The organism is Shewanella marisflavi, assembly GCF_002215585.1.
In the GTDB taxonomy this organism is placed as follows: domain Bacteria; phylum Pseudomonadota; class Gammaproteobacteria; order Enterobacterales; family Shewanellaceae; genus Shewanella; species Shewanella marisflavi.
On record NZ_CP022272.1, the window covers coordinates 1 to 17,297 of the forward strand.

Here is a 17,297-nt window from a genome sequence, read left to right on the forward strand (position 1 = left end):
GTAAAGAAATAAAGATGATCTTACTGGGGATAAATCCATTTAAAGGATAGCGATCCTAGTGATCTCACTATAGAATACACCTCTTTTGTATGATCTTTTGGGGATAAGTACGTGGCGGTTTCACTTTGGCAGCAATGTATCGGACGACTACAAGACGAGCTTTCCGCTCAGCAATTTAGTATGTGGATCAGACCGTTACAAGCCGAAATGGACGGGGATACTCTAGTGCTTTACGCACCGAATCGATTCGTGCTCGATTGGGTGAGAGACAAGTACCTGAATACTATCAATCAGTTCTTCACCGAGCAGATGGGTAGCGAAGCGCCCAAGCTGCGTTTCGATATTGGTAGCCGACCTGCGAGTAAACCAGTAGCACAAACTGCCTCAGTTAAAAGCCCTGCTAAGCCTGCGGCCAGCAAGTCGCACAGTGCGCCGTCATTTAATACCAATGAACCTGCGTCGACGGTTAACCACAGAAGCAATATGAACCCGACTTATCAGTTTGATAACTTTGTCGAGGGTAAGTCTAACCAGCTGGGTAAGGCCGCTGCATTACAGGTGTCTGAAAACCCTGGTGGTGCCTATAACCCCCTGTTCCTCTATGGTGGAACTGGTTTAGGTAAGACACATCTATTGCACGCTGTTGGTAATGGCATCATTAAGAACAAGCCAGATGCCAAGGTGGTCTATATGCACTCTGAGCGTTTCGTGCAGGATATGGTGAAGGCGTTACAGAATAATGCGATCGAAGAGTTCAAACGCTATTACCGTAGCGTCGATGCATTGTTTATCGATGATATTCAGTTCTTTGCCAACAAAGACAGATCCCAGGAAGAGTTTTTCCATACCTTTAATGCCTTATTAGAAGGCAATCATCAGATCATCTTGACCTCAGATCGCTATCCTAAAGAGATCGATGGCGTGGAAGATCGCCTTAAGTCTCGCTTCGGTTGGGGCTTAACGGTTGCAATCGAGCCGCCTGAGTTAGAAACCCGTGTGGCTATCTTGATGCGTAAGGCACAAGAGAGTGGTATCAATCTGCCCGATGAAGTGGCCTTCTTTATTGCCAAGCGCCTGCGCTCGAACGTACGTGAATTGGAAGGGGCATTGAATCGTGTTATTGCCAACGCTAACTTTACCGGTCGTCCGATCACTATCGATTTTGTGCGTGAAGCCTTAAGAGATCTCTTGGCTCTACAAGAAAAATTGGTCACTATAGACAATATTCAGAAAACCGTAGCTGAATACTACAAGATCAAGATGGCCGACATGCTGTCTAAACGCCGCTCACGCAGTGTTGCCAGACCAAGACAGATGGCGATGGCATTGTCGAAAGAGTTAACTAACCAGAGTTTGCCTGAGATTGGCGATGCCTTTGGTGGCCGTGATCACACGACAGTGCTGCATGCATGTCGCAAAATTGCACAGCTACGTGAAGAAAGTCATGACATTAAAGAAGATTATGCTAACTTAATCCGTACGTTATCTTCATAAATCTGGGAAATTGAAACTGATGAAATTTTCAATTGATAGGGATGCCCTATTAAAGCCGCTTCAACTCGTGAGTGGAGCGGTGGAGAGACGACATAACTTACCTATTCTGGCAAACCTTTTAGTTGAAGTAAGTGGTCACTCACTTAAGTTGACCGGTACAGATTTAGAGGTCGAATTAGTCGGCCAGGCTCAACTACAAGGCGAAGTGCAAGAGGGGCGTACCACAGTCCCCGCCAAGAAATTTCTCGATATCGTTAAATCCCTTCCCGATCAGGTTGAACTCAAGATAGAGCAGCAAGAAAACCGTCTGCTACTACGTTCGGGCCGCAGCCGTTTTACCTTAGCGACCCTACCAGCGGAAGAGTATCCCAATGTCGATGCCTTCCAGGCGGATATCGAATTTACCCTCAAGCAGGGCACCTTAAAGTCGCTGATCGATGCTACCCAGTTCTCCATGGCGAACCAAGATGTACGCTACTACCTCAATGGTTTGTTGCTTGAAACCGAAGGCAACGTGCTGCGCGCTATTGCCACCGACGGCCACCGCCTGGCATTGAGCCACCGCATGGTGGAAGACTCCTTGCCTGAGAAGCAGGTGATCGTGCCTCGTAAAGGGGTACTCGAGCTTCAACGTCTGTTTGAAGGGGAAGATCTGGATGTCACCCTGGCAATCGGTGAAAATGCGATTCGCGCCACGACTCAAAGCGCCGTGTTTACCAGTAAGCTGGTGGATGGTCGTTTCCCAGACTATCGTCGTGTGCTGCCTAAGGGCGGTGATAAGGTGGTTATCGCCAGTCGTAACCAGCTTAAGCAAGCCTTGCTGCGCGCCTCAATCCTCTCGAATGAGAAGTTCCGTGGCGTACGCGTTCAGCTGGAGCAGAATCTGATTAAGATCACCGCTAACAACCCAGAGCAGGAAGAAGCGGAAGAGATTCTCGATATCGAATATGACAATACACCATTGGAGATTGGCTTTAACGTCAGCTACTTGCTTGATGTGCTAAACAACCTGCCGTCCGATGATGTGCGTATTACCCTTATCGATGGTAACTCCAGTGCCTTGATTGAAAACCACGTCGAAGAAGATTCGATGTATGTCGTCATGCCTATGAGACTCTAGTGTCTGTCTGCACGCCTGATTTTGTGTTAGGCGTGCACCTTCTTCGATGGCTCAGGCCATCTCCACGAGTATTTGATGAGTCTATCTCGCCTTCATATCGATTCATTTCGTAATATCGCCAGTGCTCAGTTGCAACTCGGCGATGGTCTGAATCTTATCTACGGCCAAAATGGCAGCGGCAAGACCAGTGTCCTCGAAGCCATCTATTTTCTGGGCATGGGGCGCTCCTTTCGCAGTCATCTGTCTCAGCGGGTGATTAAGAGCGATCAGGATCAACTGACGCTGTTTGCCAACCTAGAGTCGGGTGACCAAGAAACCAAGATCGGCCTGCGTCGTTATCGCTCGGGTGAAACCGAAGTCAAAATGAACGGTGATAGAGTGAAGCGACTGTCGACTTTGGCCGAAACTTTACCCATACAAGTGATCACGCCGGAGAGTTTTTCGTTGCTTTTTGAGGGGCCAAAATCGCGCCGGCAGTTTATTGACTGGGGTGCCTTCCATACCGACAAGAGCTTCTATAGTGCCTGGGCGAATGTTAGACGGATTTTAAAGCATAGAAATCAGATGCTTAAAAGCGAAACCCCCTATCAGCAAATTCAATTTTGGGATAAGGAATTAGTGCGTTACGCCGAAATCGTGACGGATATACGAAAGCGATATGTAGGCTCGTTAAATGAACGACTTAAGGGTATAATCGAAGAGTTTTTACCTCAGGTAGATGTTAAGGTTTCCTTTACCCGAGGTTGGGATAGCAAAACTGATTATCAGTCCCTGTTACAGGCGCAATATCCCAGGGATTTAGCGGCAGGACACACGGCCAGTGGTCCCCATAAGGCTGACCTGAGATTAAGGGTCGGAACGCTGCCGGTACAAGATGCCTTATCCCGCGGACAATTAAAGTTGCTCGTGTGCGCACTGCGTATTGCACAGGGAAAGTTGCTCAAACAACAAATAGATAAAAACAGTATTTATCTGGTGGATGATTTGCCATCAGAGTTGGATGCTAGGCACAGGAAACTCTTGCTGCAGCAGCTAAGCGATACAGGCGCGCAAGTATTTGTGACCGCTATCGAGCCTGCGGCAATAATGGATTCGTTAAACACGCCACCCGTTAAGGTGTTCCATGTGGAACAAGGGCGTGTAACGGTAATTGAATAACCGACGAGAGAATAATATGTCAGAGAATAGTTACGATTCTTCGAGTATTAAGGTACTAAAAGGCCTTGATGCGGTACGGAAGAGACCTGGGATGTATATTGGCGACACCGACGATGGTACGGGTCTGCATCACATGGTGTTCGAAGTGGTCGATAACTCTATCGATGAGGCGTTAGCGGGCCATTGTAATGACGTGATCATTACTATCCATGCCGACGGTTCAGTATCGGTAAAGGATGACGGACGTGGTATTCCGGTTGCTATTCACCCTGAAGAGGGGGTTTCGGCAGCTCAGGTCATTATGACGGTACTGCATGCTGGCGGTAAGTTCGATGATAACTCTTATAAGGTATCCGGTGGTCTACACGGCGTGGGTGTTTCAGTGGTTAATGCCCTGTCTGAAAAGCTACAGTTAACCATTCGTCGTGAAGGTAAACTGTATGAGCAGTTCTATACCATGGGTGAGCCAGATGAGCCGATCAAAGAGATAGGCGACGCGACCAATACAGGTACTGAAATTCGTTTCTGGCCAAGCAGCCAGACCTTCTCGGATGTCGAGTTCCACTTCGATATTCTGGCTAAGCGTGTACGCGAGCTGTCATTCCTGAACTCAGGTGTTGGTATTCGCCTGGTCGACGAGCGCGACAACAAGGATGAATTCTTCAAGTACGAAGGCGGTATCAGTGCCTTTGTTGATTACCTCAATATTAACAAAACGCCGGTAAACAAAGAGATCTTCCACTTCGTACAAGAACGTGAAGATGGTATTACCGTTGAAGTTGCGATGCAGTGGAACGATGGCTTCCAGGAAAATATTTTCTGTTTCACCAACAACATTCCTCAGCGTGATGGTGGTACCCACCTGGCGGGCTTCCGCAGTGCGCTGACGCGTAACCTAAATACTTATATGGACCGCGAAGGTTTCAATAAGAAAGGCAAAACCAGCGCGACAGGCGATGATGCTCGTGAAGGTTTGACTGCGGTTATTTCGGTTAAGGTGCCAGATCCTAAGTTCAGCTCTCAGACCAAAGACAAGCTGGTTTCCAGTGAGGTTAAGACGGCTGTAGAGCAGACCATGGGCGAAAAGCTAGGTGACTACCTGCTTGAGAATCCTAACGAGGCTAAGCTGATTGTCGGTAAGATCATCGACGCGGCTCGCGCCCGTGAAGCGGCCCGTAAGGCCCGTGAAATGACTCGTCGTAAAGGCGCTTTAGATTTAGGAGGTCTGCCGGGTAAGCTGGCGGATTGCCAAGAGAAAGACCCAGCGCTTTCTGAAATTTACATAGTGGAGGGTGACTCTGCGGGTGGTAGTGCCAAGCAGGGTCGTAACCGTAAGAACCAGGCGATTCTGCCGCTTAAGGGTAAGATCCTTAACGTGGAGAAAGCCCGTTTCGATAAGATGCTCTCTTCACAAGAGGTTGCGACGCTTATCACCGCATTAGGCTGTGGCATCGGTCGCGATGAATATGATCCCGATAAGACGCGTTACCATAACATCGTTATCATGACCGATGCTGACGTCGACGGCTCGCACATTCGTACCTTGCTGTTGACCTTCTTCTTCCGTCAAATGCCTGAGCTTATCGAGCGTGGTTATGTGTTTATCGCCCAGCCACCACTGTATAAGGTGAAGAAAGGTAAGCAGGAGCAGTATCTGAAGGATGATCCGGCGCTGACCGAATACCTGACCAACTTGGCGTTGGACGGTGGTGAGATCCATCCGTCACAAGATGCTCCGGCCATGTCTGGTGCACCACTCGAAAAGCTGGTCTACCAGTACCGTGAGGTAGAAGCGATTTTCGATCGTCTTGAGCAGCGTTTCCCTATCATGTTGACCGAGCGCATGTTGTATCAGCCTGGCTTAACCAGCGACATTCTGGCCGACGAGGCCAAGGTGAAGCAGTGGTGTGACAACTATGTGGCAGCATTGAAAGAGGCCGAGTCGGGTGGCTTTATCTTTAGCGCCGAGGCGTTCCTCGACCCTGAGCGTCAGGTCTATCTGCCTAAGATCACCATTCGTAAGCATGGTATCGATACCAACTACCTGTTCTCATACGACTTCTTACAGTCGAGTGATTATCAGCGCATGACCAGCCTGGCTAATGCCTTGGAAGGTTTGATCGAAGAGGGTGGCTATGTGAAGCGCGGTGAGCGCATGAAAGAGGTCACCTCATTTGTCGAGGCGCTGGATTGGTTGATGAATGATTCTAAGCGTGGTCTTTATATTCAGCGCTACAAAGGATTGGGTGAGATGAATCCTGAGCAATTATGGGAAACCACCATGGATCCAGAGTCACGTCGTATGTTGAGAGTGACCATCGAAGATGCCATCGGCGCCGATCAGCTATTCACCTGCTTGATGGGTGATCAGGTTGAGCCGCGACGCGACTTCATCGAATCTAACGCCCTGAACGTTGCTAACCTGGACGTATAACAGGCGATTAAGATTTATTCAAAACCCCGGATATTTCCGGGGTTTTTTGTATCTGAGTCATCACTTTACATATTGTGGTCAGGCGTTTAGCTTAAGATAAATTATTGGCTGCGAAATGGATATCAAGGATGAAAGGAACTTACCTAGGATGGGGACTGCTGTGTATATTGGGGCTTGCCTGGTTACTGAGTACATTGGCAAACCACGATAAGCCCCTTACCGCACATATCGATAGCCAATCCTACGCTTCTCAAACAGCTGGCGAGTCAATGTCGGTCGCTAGTGGTCAGGTTAAACCCGCTCACACGCCAGGGCAAACATTGGTAGCAAGCCTTGAGAGTGAACAAAAGCTTGGCACTATCGATAACCTGGACAGCGAGGCGCCTGCGACCAGTACCGAGTTCGACATTGCCAGCATTGAACCCTTTAAGATAACGTCATCTCACGCTGACTATGCCGATCTCCTACGTCAGTATCGGCGCGAAGCTGGTCCTTTTATGCGAGATGGTACAGCTTATCTCTATTTTGAAAATGAGGGCGATCCCTATTTTCTGGCCTCACCGCCTGAGTATAACGCCCTGATGTTGGATGACCCTGATCAGCTTATGGAGCTTAAGGTCGAGGAATTTAACCAGAGCGATGGCGAGTATGCTGATAATTGGGGTGACGATTTTAGTGAGTTAAGAGTGAGTTATCACTATTGTAAGCAGGATGCTTGTCTGCTGAGGGCAAATCACGACTCTGTGACCTTTCTTCGAGACTATATTGATCGCTACCAGCAGAGCCATCCCGAGTTAGAGATAACCGGTGTTTCCACCGCCAGTGGCGATCTCTTGCTTATTTACCATAAACGCTGAGTCGTCTCGTTTGGCTCATTGTTGCACGTAAGAGCGGATCAGCTTAGCAAACCTCAGCGCTTCTTGATTGTCTCCATGTAGACAAAGGCTGGTGGCAGAGCATGGAATAGTCTCGCCAGTGATGGCGGTCAGTTGGCGCCGCTCTATTATGGCGCTAACCTGAGCCAGCATCTTATCTGCATCATGCAATACCGCGCCTGGCTGAGAACGGGGGGCCAGGGTACCATCGGCCAGGTAGCTTCTATCGGCAAAGGCTTCCTCTATCACCTCTATGCCAGCGGCTTTGGCTTGTTCCACCAATGGGCTTCCGGCGAGGATCATCAGTTTGAGTCTGGGGTCGATAGCTTTTATCACTCTTATGATAATTTGGCCCAGAGCCTTATTGTTAGCGGCGTCGTTATACAGGGCACCATGGGGCTTAATATGGGTCAGTTTTATGCTTAAATCATCGCACAGGGACTTTAAGGCACTAATTTGCTGGTGGAGCGTGGCGTACAGCGCCTCGGGTGAGAGTGTCATCGAGATTCGGCCAAAGTGTGCTCTGTCAGGATAGCTGGGGTGGGCGCCGACATTGACACCATACTGCTTGGCTAGTAATAAGGTACGGCGCATGGATTGGGTATCGCCGGCATGACCGCCGCAGGCGATATTGGCCGAAGATATCAGCGGCATAAGCGCCTCATCTTGTGTGCCCCCTTCGCCGAGATCGGCATTAAGGTCTATTTTGAGTGGATTAACTGCCATCCATTGCCCTCGCTAAACGATAGAAATAGTGTTGCCATTCCAGATTCGCCTCTTCCACCTGGTTCGGACTCACATGCTGAAAACTCACCTTTTGACCGCTTCGACACTGCGCTAGTTTCCATCTATCAGCCTCGATCACCACCGCCATTCTGGGATAGCCACCACTGGTTTGTGCGTCGGCCTGAAGCACTATGGGTTGGCCACCAGGTGGTATCTGAACTACGCCTGGCAATACGGCGTGGGAGCGTAAACTCAGGTTTTTAGCCGAAGTGAGAGCCTGACTATCGAGTCGAGTCCCCATACGATCACTCTGTTGCGACACAGTCCAACTATGATGCCAGAAGGCTTTGCGATCTTGGTCGCTAAAGCGGGTCATTTCCGGCCCGGGTAGGGCGCGTAATATCCCATCATTGGCCCTTTGTACCGCGCCCACCGGGCGGCTGAAACCTGCTTCGGTTGCAGGGTTTAACGCCAGCATGTCCCCAGACATGAGTGGTCTGCCCTGATGACCGCCAAATTGACCGGCCAAAAAAGTGCCGCATCCGCCAAGGACGCTAGGGACTTGAATACCACCGAGTACGGCGAGGTAGCCCCACACACCTTGCTTGGGGCCACGTATGGTTAAGCGTTCCCCCGGATTAATGCGCCCACGCCAACCGTTCCATAAGGGGCGCGAGTCTATGTTGGCTTCGAAGGGGGCGCCGCACAGGGCAACCCAACTCGGGATGTCGAAGACGAGTTCATACACGCCTGAGGACAACTCTATGCCAGCGGCGGTGTCATCATTGCCTAGTAGACGATTGGCGAGTATCAAGGCAAATCTATCCATGGCGCCACCACTTGGGATGCCTAGGTGCCCCAGTCCCTGCCTGCCGAGATCTTGAATGCTGGCCAGTCCGCTAATCTGAGCGAGCCTTATCATAGGTAGATCTCCTTTGCCTGGAAGCGAACGATATCGCCGGGAGCGAGTCGGCAGGGGATATCACTAAGGGGATCGAACAGCGGCATTTGGGTTTGACCTATGAGCTGCCAGCCGCCGGGACTGGCTAAAGGGTAGACCCCCGTCTGTTCGCCGCCGATGCCAACTGAGCCTGCTGGGATCTTTAGCCTGGGGGTTGCCAGCCTAGGGGTATGTAGCGCGTGCGGGAGACCTTCAAGATAGGCAAATCCAGGCTGAAAACCAATGAAGAATACCTTGTAGCTGGCCTGGGTGTGCAGGTGAACGACCTCTTCGGGGGGGATGTTATGATATTGAGCGACCTTGATAAGATCCGGGCCAAACTCACCCCCATAGCTGACCGGTAGTGTGACGGTTTGTGGCTCAAAGGCTGTGTCTGGTGCCCGTTGCCAAAGCTCATCGAGTTTGGCCTTGACAGATTTGAGCTGCCCGGGTTCTTTAACCACCAGTGTCAGGTTATTCATCCCTGGAATGACTTCTAGCAATCTGTTGTCGAGGCGCAGTTCTGCGGCTAACCAGCACAACTTGGCTTGTAGCTCCCAAGATAGGGCCTCGAGGGGGGAGGGATCTAATACGAGAGCGCGTTCGCCTAGGGGATAGATTTGAGTCTGTAACGCCACAACTTAACCTGCGAGTGAATATGATGGATTTAGTCTAACCAGCTTGCGTCGCAATAGCCATTATTCCATGTCCGGACATAAAAAAACGCATCCCTGAGGATGCGTTTTTTGTTTCACCGGCAGAGAGTTACTGCAGCAGCGAGATATCGGCGGCGTGCAGGAACTGGGCTCTTAATTTTGCCAGCAGCGCCAGACGGTTTTGCTTGAGAGCTTCGTCATCAGCCATCACCATCACATCTTCGAAGAAGGTGTCGACGCTTTCACGCAGGCTAGCCAGCAGGGCCAGTGCCTGTTGATAATCAGCATTGGCAAACAGGGGCTCAAGCTGAGGTTGTAGCTCGTTAAGCTTGTTTGCCAGAGCTTGTTCGGCGCTCTCTTGTAGCAAACTGCTGTCGATATCGCTGGCGATATCACCCTCAACCTTGGCCAGAATGTTGGATACACGCTTGTTGGCAGCGGCCAAAGCGGCAGCTTGTTCCAGGCTTCTGAAGTGGGTAACAGCCTTGATGCGGCTGTCAAAATCGGCTGGCGAGGTTGGACGACGAGCCAGTACCGCCAGGATCACATCGACGCTGATGCCTTGATCTTGGTACCAGGCGCGGAAACGACCCATCAAGAACTCCAGTACCTGCTCTGCGGTGTCGGCATTGCTGAGGTTATCACCATGAAGCTCTTGTGCCTTGGCAATCAAATCGACCAGGTCTAGTGGTAAATTGTTTTCGACGCAGATACGCAAAATACCGATAGCAGCGCGGCGTAGGGCGAATGGGTCAGCAGCGCCTTTAGGGGCCTGACCAATACCGAAGATACCCACTAAGGTATCGAGCTTTTCAGCCAACGCCACAGAGATAGAGATAGTGGCGGTCGGTACAGTGTCGCCTGAGAATTTCGGCTTGTACTGCTCTTCAAGTGCCAGTGCAACCGCCTCGGTTTCACCATCCAGGCGAGCATAATGCATGCCCATGGTACCCTGCAGATCGGTAAACTCCATCACCATGTTGGTCATGAGATCTGACTTAGAGAGTAGGCCGGCGCGTGCTGCCTGTTCGCTATCGGCGCCAATACCTTGTGCCACAAATGCGGCTAGGGCAGAGATGCGCTCGACTCTGTCTTTGATGGTTCCGAGTTGCTGCTGGAAGACCACGGTTTCTAGGCTGGCGAGACGTGATTCCAGACTATGCTTCTTGTCGGTTTCGAAGAAGAATTCGGCGTCGGCAAGGCGTGGGCGAACCACTTTCTCGTTACCTGCGATGATCTGTGCAGGATCTTTCGATTCTATGTTTGTCACGAAGATAAAGTGAGGCAGCAGGGTGCCTGCGTTATCGAATACCGGGAAGTATTTCTGGTCGCCTTTCATGGTGTAGACCAAGGCTTCTGCTGGCACGTCGAGGAACTTCTCTTCGAAGTTAGCGGTGAGAACCACGGGCCACTCGACTAGAGAGGTAACCTCTTCCAGTAGATCCTCATCGATTTCTGCGATACCACCGATGGCGCTGGCTGCCGCCTGGGCATCGGCTTTGATCAGGGCCATACGCGCCTGATAATCAGCCTTTACCTTGCCCTGGGTTTCCAGTGCAGTGAGATAGTTGTCGGCATGATCTAATTCAAAGGTATCGACACCCATGAAGCGGTGGCCACGGATGGTGCGCGCCGACTCAATACCCAGTAACTCACCAGGGATCAGCTCGCTGCCCATCAGCATGGTAACTGTATGTACCGGACGAATAAATTGGGTCTTGCTGCTGCCCCAACGCATCGGCTTAGGGATCGGCAGCTTATCTAGGGCGCGCTGAGCCATGTCGGCAACCAGTGACTTGGTTTCAACACCGACCACCTTGGCCTTGTGTAATAACCATTCGCCTTTGTCAGTGGTCAGACGCTCGGCCTGCTCGACTGTGATGCCATTACCACGAGCCCAGCCCATAGCGGCTTTGGTCGGGTTGCCATCGGCATCGAAGGCCTGGGCGATTGCTGGGCCGCGCTTTTCAACGACTTTGTCGGCTTGAGCTGATACCAGGGCATTGATCTTTAACGCCAGACGACGAGGCGCAGCATACCAGGTTGCCGATTCGTAGCTTAATTCAGCCTTCTGTAGCTCTTCTTCAAAATTGGCCAAGAAAGATTCGGCTAAGGTTTTTAGCGATTTTGGCGGTAACTCTTCTGTGCCTACTTCAATGAGTAAGTTTTCAAATTTCATCTTCATATACCTCTACTTACACATTGGGAAGCCGAGTGCTTCACGGGCTTGATAATAGGACTCAGCCACTGACTTGGCCATGGTGCGTACGCGCAGAATGTAACGCTGACGTTCGGTAACCGAAATAGCGTGGCGCGCATCGAGCAGGTTGAAGGCATGCGAGGCTTTCATTACCTGCTCATAGGCAGGCAGGGGAAGTGGCGTTTCTAATGCCAATAGCTCGTTACAGGCCTTCTCGCAATCGTCAAATTGCTTGAATAGCACCTCGACGTTGGCGTGCTCGAAGTTGTAAGTAGATTGCTCGACTTCGTTCTGATGGAACACATCGCCGTACATGATCTTGCCCATAGGACCATCGGTCCAGACTAGATCATAGACACTGTCGACTTCCTGGATATACATAGCCAGACGCTCAAGGCCATAGGTGATCTCGCCTGTTACAGGGCTACATTCCAGGCCACCGACCTGTTGGAAGTAGGTGAACTGAGACACTTCCATGCCGTTAAGCCAGACTTCCCAGCCAAGGCCCCAGGCACCCAGAGTTGGAGATTCCCAGTTGTCTTCAACGAAGCGAACATCATGAATGCCCATGTCGACCCCTAGTGCCTCTAGAGAACCTAGGTAGAGTTCTTGGATGTTGCTTGGAGAGGGCTTGAGAACCACCTGGAACTGATAGTAGTGCTGCAGGCGGTTAGGGTTTTCACCGTAACGACCATCGGTAGGACGGCGACATGGCTGAACATAGGCGCTGCTCATCGGCTCAGGGCCAAGAGAACGTAAGAATGTCATGGGGTGGAAGGTGCCCGCACCTACTTCCATGTCCAGCGGCTGAACGATGGCGCAACCTTGCTGCGCCCAGTATTCCTGCAGGGTTAAGATGAAACCCTGGAATGTTTTTACGTCATGTTTCGTCGTCATGTCTACTACTGTCGGCTTGTGATAGAAAATGGTTTCGATTATACCTTGTTGAAAAAGGCTTATGTAGGTTATTTTTTACCTTAACGGCGGAAAATTGGGAAAAAACACCATGGATGTAAAGCGTTGTGGCTGGGTTAGCGAAGATCCGCTTTATCAAGCCTATCATGATAAGGTTTGGGGTCGTCCCGTGTATGACAGTAAAGAGCTGTTTGCCAAGCTCTGTCTGGATGGTCAGCAGGCAGGACTCTCCTGGATCACAATACTCAAGAAGCAACAAAATTATGAGGCGGCATTTGCCGATTTTGACCCCTATGTGATCGCTCAGTTTGATGAGGCTAAAGTAGAGGAATTACTACAAAATCCCGGCATAATTCGTAATCGGCTCAAGATCAATTCCATCATCAAAAATGCCAAGGGATATATCACTTTTGTCGAGCAGGGCAATGATTTTTCTGAGTTTCTCTGGAGCTTTGTCGGCGGGCAGCCCAAGCTCAATCATTTTCAACGATTGGATCAGCTTCCGGCGCAGACGCCAGAGTCTGAGGCTATGTCAAAGGCGTTGAAAAAATTAGGATTTAACTTTGTTGGGCCGACTATCTGCTATGCCTTCATGCAGGCGGTGGGCATGGTGAACGACCACACCGCCGACTGTTTCTGCTATCAAGATAAGCCTAACTAAGGTGCTTAATAACCTTTAAACCGCATAGTGGATGGGTCATCTGTTTGTAGATAGATGGCCTGAAACAGTGTCTCGCCAGTGTCGAGTTGAGTCTGCTTGATAAATGCATAGTTCTTATCAAATTCACTCAATTTATCAATGCTTTGTTGACTCATTGTGTCGGTTGTCAGGCTTAAGGTGCAGATTCGCCCCGCACAGGCGTATTTTTCACTATATAGGGTCTCTTGCAGGTTGGCCAAACTGTCTGCTAATGAAGACTGGCGTTTACTCCCCATCTCGTCCTGGTTTTCCTGGGACTGGATAAGATCGACATAGTCAGCGAAATCACCGTTAAGTAGTTTTGTAACCTGTTGCCCATCAATAATGTCATTGTCATCTATCATCTGAGCAACCAGTTGTTTCGATGAGGTGATTACCAAAGGTGCCTGATTGCCACTATGGTTATCATCTGATTGTGGTTGTGCGATCCCTTGCTCAGTGGGTAAGGCCTCGCTTGCAAACTGCTTTGTTTTTTCGCTCGTGGGGCTGTTGGTCTCGGTGGCAAGTTTGTCTTGAGACTGACCATCTTGACGCTCTTCAAAGATCAGGTAGGCAATGGCTGAGAGGCTTAAGAGGAGCAATAAGGTGAATGTGATAGATTTCATCGTTTAAATTCCTTTTCGGTGGGGCTCTTCCGATTGAGCCGAACAGTCGATTAGCTTAGGCTGATTTATCATCAGATGTAAAGATGTGAGACCTGACTCCAATGAAACATAAAAAAGGTGTTCCACGTGGAACACCCTTTACCTGTTCATAGACTCACTTTTGAATCAATTTAAAATTTTGATGAAATTAAAATTTGTGGCTTATCTTAGCCAGATTTTAAAATTAAAAATTGATCTAAAGTTCGAAGAAAAACGGTTTGCGCTGCGTTTTGTCCCCATTGAGTTGGTTCATCGATTCGGCGTCGAACAACTTGCCGTTCACCATGGTATAGGTCACCCTGTCGGTTACGCGAATATCTTCCAGCGGATTACCATCGATGACGATTAGATCTGCTAACTTACCTGCTTTAATGGAGCCTAGCTGGTGATCCATACCAAAGGTCTCTGCCGGATTAATGGTAGCCGTCTTGAGCACTTCCATATTACTCATGCCCCCCTGAGCAAACATCCACATCTCCCAATGGGCCGCTAAACCTTCGCGCTGACCATGGGCACCAATGTTTGGCTTAACGCCGAGCTCGTTGAGTTCATTAGCGACACGGGCAACATTGAAGTGGTTATAGTGACCATCGGGCGCAGTAGGGCGACGCATCGAGCGCGCCTGCAGCAGATCGCCTGGCACATACTTAGATAGGCGCGGGTGAGCCCAGACATCTGTCTTGTCGTACCAATAGTTCTCACCCGAGATGCCGCCATAGGCCACAACCAGTGTTGGGGTGTAGTGAACATCGGTATGGCTCCAGAGCTGTTTTACGTCACTATAAATGGCACCCACCGGTAGAGAGTGCTCAACCGTGGTATGGCCATCGGCGATCATGGTGAGGTTATGTTGCAGCAGGCTACCGCCTTCTGGTACCACCATCATCTCCAGCTCTCTGGCTGCAGCAATCACCTGCTGACGCTGGTTACGTCTTGGCTGGTTGTAGCTCTTAACGCTAAAGGCGCCGACCTTCTTTAGGCGTTCCAGGTGGAACTTGGCATCGTCCAAGGAGTCGATGTGAGAGGTGTAGCCCGGCATGTTGGCGCCGTAGAGAATTGTGCCGGTAGAGAAGATTCTCGGGCCGACTATCTTGCCAGCCTTCTGCTGCTCAGAGGCGGCGAAGATCTCAGTGGTGTCGTTTGAAGGATCGTGAATGCTCGTCACCCCCAGCGCTAGGTTGGCGTAGAGTTCCCAGTTTTGCTGTGGGATGATCTCATTTTCACCTTGAGAGCCGTGAGCGTGAGCATCGAACAGTCCTGGCATGATGGTCTTGCCTTTGATATCGATTACCTGGGCTCCTTTAGGAATCTCGGTATTGGCATCACCTACGGTAAGGATCTTGTTGTTCTCAACGATGACGATACCATTGTCGATCACCTTGTCATCTTCCATGGTGATCACCTGACCGCCGACAAAGGCAACTGTTCCACGTGGAACATCAGCCTTCTTCTCGAAACCTATTTGGGTGATCTTGGGTTCAACAGAAGCCGCCTTTTCATCTGCCTGATAATCGGCATCAACATCCATCTGGTACAGTTCTGGGCCTAGGGTCCAGTAGAGTTGGTCGCTTTTGCCACTCCAGCTGATGCTTTCACCGGCGCGAACACTTAACTGAGTCACTGGCAAATTGTCTGCCTTAGGGCCTATCTCTATGGTTTCGCCATGCTTGGCGAAGGGCGTTACCCAGACCTTGAAACGTTCGGCGAAGGCCAATTGTTTACCATCTGGAGAGACTCTAAATTCGGTGGCATGCTTGCTAGTGTAATGCACCCGCTTCTGGAAACCGTGCAGGTTGATTGAGGCTAGCTGGGGTGTTTCGCCGTAGTCCATGAAGTAGACATGGTCTGATTCGGCGCCAAATTGTGGTTGATAGCCATCAGGAGTGATCTTACGGCTCTCTTTGCCTTTGGTATCGACAACATAAAGGCCAGGCTCTTGTGACCAGGTGCGTGGGGTAATGTTACCGCCTTTGATTTTGCGATAGACCACTTGCTCACCGTCGGGTGAGAAGGTGGGTTCGACATATTTTCCAGGCTCTTGGGTCAAGGTTTTGCTGCGTCCACCTCGTGCATTGACTATGCGCACACTGCCTTGGTTTTCATCGTCCCAAGTAGTGAAGACGACCTTCTTACCGTCGCGAGACCACTGAGGGTATAGTTCTCTAATATCGTCATCAAGGTCCGTTAGGCGAGACACCTTTCCATCAGGCAGACGCTTAACCCATAATTTGCCCAGCGCCTCATAGATAACCTTCTCGCCATCGGGTGACACCTGTGCCATGCGCAGCATCTTAACGTCAAAGCTATCCAGGTCGATATTCTGTTTGAAGCGCACAGAGGGTTGTACAGCCAGCTCAGTTTTGACCTTGAAAGGTATCTCTTTAACCGACTTGCTCTCTACATCTAAGCGATTGATCTTACCACCAGCCCAGAACACCAACTCCTGATTATCGGCAGTCCAGCTCATGGTGGGGTAAACACCATGGATGGCCCAGGTTTCCTGCATATCACGATCTAACTTGTCATACAGCTTGGTCTTCTCGCCCGACTTTAGATCCAGAAGGTATAAGGTCGATTGGAAGCCGTCGCGTTTAATATAGGCCAGCTTAGTTCCATCTGGGCTAGGGGTTGGCCGAATCGCGCCGCCGGTACCCTCAATCAATACCTCTATGTCACCGGTTTGGGTGTCGTAACGTTTGATCTTATAGATGCCTTTGACAGAGTCTTTAGAGTAGTGAAAGGTCTTACCCGGTGTCGCGTCCTGGCTGAAGTAGACATAGCGCCCATCCGGTGAGTAGGCCGGTTCACCCAAATCTTTCTGCTCGTTTGGTCGCTCGGTAAGTTTTACTCCTGTGCCGCCGGCAACATGATATAGCCAGACTTCGCCTGCTCCCAGACTACGACTGCCGGTGAAGTGTTTACGACCGATAAGGTATTGAGAGTCTGGGCTCCACGCTGGGCTGTTTAGCAGGCGGAAGGTTTCTTTGGTGACAGGGCGAGGGTTGCTGCCATCGGCATTCATCACCCAGATATTGTCTCCGCCATCTTCATCTGACGTAAAAGCGATATATTTACCATCTGGACTGTAGACGGGTTGCATCTGCCAGGCGATGCCTTGGGCTAAGGGTTTGGCTTCGCCCCCTTCGATAGGCATCTGATAGATATCGCCTAAGAGGTCGAACACTATATGTTTGCCGTCTGGACTGACACTGACGTTCATCCAGGTACCTTCGGTGACATCAATTTTCACCTGCTCTAACGGCGCATTTGCCGGAACATTGACTTGCCAGCTTGGGGTATCAGTTTCAGTGGCCCAGCTCGGTAGCGAAAAGCTTAGAACGATTGCCGCGCATAGAGGTGTGATTTTTTGTTTTAGCATAGGAGTTCCCAGTTCATTATTATCCTTAGTTGGGTGCTTAACACGAATACAGAGGG

Annotated in this window: 13 protein-coding genes; 6 read left to right on the forward strand and 7 right to left on the reverse strand. The window is 50.3% G+C overall.

All coding sequences use genetic code 11. The features are described 5' to 3' along the window. Positions 1–111: 111 nt before the first annotated feature. From dnaA to CFF01_RS00025, 5 genes are all read left to right on the forward strand, one after another. A complete protein-coding gene (dnaA, locus tag CFF01_RS00005) occupies positions 112–1,494 on the forward strand; it encodes a chromosomal replication initiator protein DnaA (protein WP_088903457.1) in 1,383 nt (460 codons plus the stop codon). Positions 1,495–1,513: 19 nt separating this feature from the next. After that, positions 1,514–2,614, forward strand: a complete 1,101-nt coding sequence (gene dnaN / locus CFF01_RS00010) for a DNA polymerase III subunit beta (RefSeq protein WP_033538945.1) — start codon at positions 1,514–1,516, stop codon at positions 2,612–2,614. 75 nt (positions 2,615–2,689) lie between these two features. Next, entirely contained in the window at positions 2,690–3,772 is a 1,083-nt protein-coding gene (gene recF, locus CFF01_RS00015) for a DNA replication/repair protein RecF (RefSeq protein WP_033538944.1), read from the forward strand. A 16-nt stretch (positions 3,773–3,788) separates the two neighbouring features. Beyond that, positions 3,789–6,206, forward strand: a complete 2,418-nt coding sequence (gyrB, locus tag CFF01_RS00020; protein ID WP_088903458.1) for a DNA topoisomerase (ATP-hydrolyzing) subunit B — start codon at positions 3,789–3,791, stop codon at positions 6,204–6,206. 128 nt (positions 6,207–6,334) lie between these two features. After that, positions 6,335–7,063, forward strand: a complete 729-nt coding sequence (locus tag CFF01_RS00025) for a hypothetical protein (RefSeq protein ID WP_088903459.1) — start codon at positions 6,335–6,337, stop codon at positions 7,061–7,063. Between the two features lie 15 nt (positions 7,064–7,078). On the opposite strand, the gene pxpA is transcribed toward CFF01_RS00025, so the two are convergent. The 5 genes from pxpA to glyQ form a co-directional block, all read right to left on the reverse strand. After that, entirely contained in the window at positions 7,079–7,807 is a 729-nt protein-coding gene (gene pxpA, locus CFF01_RS00030) for a 5-oxoprolinase subunit PxpA (RefSeq protein ID WP_088903460.1), read from the reverse strand. After that, on the reverse strand, positions 7,797–8,729 hold the full coding sequence (locus CFF01_RS00035) for a 5-oxoprolinase subunit C family protein (protein WP_088903461.1): 933 nt from the start codon (positions 8,727–8,729) through the stop codon (positions 7,797–7,799). Before CFF01_RS00035 ends, pxpA begins: the two co-directional genes overlap by 11 nt. Continuing rightward, positions 8,726–9,385, reverse strand: coding sequence for a 5-oxoprolinase subunit PxpB (gene pxpB, locus CFF01_RS00040; RefSeq protein ID WP_088903462.1), 660 nt, complete (start codon positions 9,383–9,385; stop codon positions 8,726–8,728). Before pxpB ends, CFF01_RS00035 begins: the two co-directional genes overlap by 4 nt. A 127-nt stretch (positions 9,386–9,512) precedes the next feature. Then, on the reverse strand, positions 9,513–11,582 hold the full coding sequence (gene glyS, locus CFF01_RS00045; protein ID WP_088905830.1) for a glycine--tRNA ligase subunit beta: 2,070 nt from the start codon (positions 11,580–11,582) through the stop codon (positions 9,513–9,515). A 12-nt stretch (positions 11,583–11,594) separates the two neighbouring features. Beyond that, positions 11,595–12,500: a glycine--tRNA ligase subunit alpha gene (gene glyQ, locus CFF01_RS00050; RefSeq protein WP_033538938.1), complete on the reverse strand. Its 906-nt coding sequence runs from the start codon at positions 12,498–12,500 to the stop codon at positions 11,595–11,597. A 109-nt stretch (positions 12,501–12,609) separates the two neighbouring features. Here glyQ and CFF01_RS00055 point away from each other — a divergent pair, with 109 nt between their 5' ends. Next, a complete protein-coding gene (locus tag CFF01_RS00055) occupies positions 12,610–13,179 on the forward strand; it encodes a DNA-3-methyladenine glycosylase I (RefSeq protein ID WP_088903463.1) in 570 nt (189 codons plus the stop codon). Between the two features lie 5 nt (positions 13,180–13,184). On the opposite strand, the gene CFF01_RS00060 is transcribed toward CFF01_RS00055, so the two are convergent. Together CFF01_RS00060 and CFF01_RS00065 are read right to left on the reverse strand one after the other, a co-directional pair. Continuing rightward, the gene (locus CFF01_RS00060; protein ID WP_088903464.1) at positions 13,185–13,823 is read right to left on the reverse strand and encodes a hypothetical protein; all 639 of its coding nucleotides are present in this window, start codon (positions 13,821–13,823) and stop codon (positions 13,185–13,187) included. Positions 13,824–14,058: 235 nt separating this feature from the next. Beyond that, positions 14,059–17,241, reverse strand: coding sequence for an amidohydrolase family protein (locus tag CFF01_RS00065; RefSeq protein ID WP_088903465.1), 3,183 nt, complete (start codon positions 17,239–17,241; stop codon positions 14,059–14,061). Positions 17,242–17,297 lie beyond the last annotated feature (56 nt).

Excerpts from the sequence above, each read along its gene's own strand:
- dnaN (WP_033538945.1), top strand. The coding sequence starts at position 1,514 with ATGAAATTTTCAATTGATAGGGATGCCCTATTAAAGCCGCTTCAACTC.
- recF (WP_033538944.1), top strand. The coding sequence starts at position 2,690 with ATGAGTCTATCTCGCCTTCATATCGATTCATTTCGTAATATCGCCAGT.
- gyrB (WP_088903458.1), top strand. The coding sequence starts at position 3,789 with ATGTCAGAGAATAGTTACGATTCTTCGAGTATTAAGGTACTAAAAGGC.
- CFF01_RS00025 (WP_088903459.1), top strand. The coding sequence starts at position 6,335 with ATGAAAGGAACTTACCTAGGATGGGGACTGCTGTGTATATTGGGGCTT.
- pxpA (WP_088903460.1), bottom strand. The coding sequence starts at position 7,807 with ATGGCAGTTAATCCACTCAAAATAGACCTTAATGCCGATCTCGGCGAA.
- CFF01_RS00035 (WP_088903461.1), bottom strand. The coding sequence starts at position 8,729 with ATGATAAGGCTCGCTCAGATTAGCGGACTGGCCAGCATTCAAGATCTC.
- glyS (WP_088905830.1), bottom strand. The coding sequence starts at position 11,582 with ATGAAATTTGAAAACTTACTCATTGAAGTAGGCACAGAAGAGTTACCG.
- glyQ (WP_033538938.1), bottom strand. The coding sequence starts at position 12,500 with ATGACGACGAAACATGACGTAAAAACATTCCAGGGTTTCATCTTAACC.
- CFF01_RS00055 (WP_088903463.1), top strand. The coding sequence starts at position 12,610 with ATGGATGTAAAGCGTTGTGGCTGGGTTAGCGAAGATCCGCTTTATCAA.
- CFF01_RS00060 (WP_088903464.1), bottom strand. The coding sequence starts at position 13,823 with ATGAAATCTATCACATTCACCTTATTGCTCCTCTTAAGCCTCTCAGCC.
- CFF01_RS00065 (WP_088903465.1), bottom strand. The coding sequence starts at position 17,241 with ATGCTAAAACAAAAAATCACACCTCTATGCGCGGCAATCGTTCTAAGC.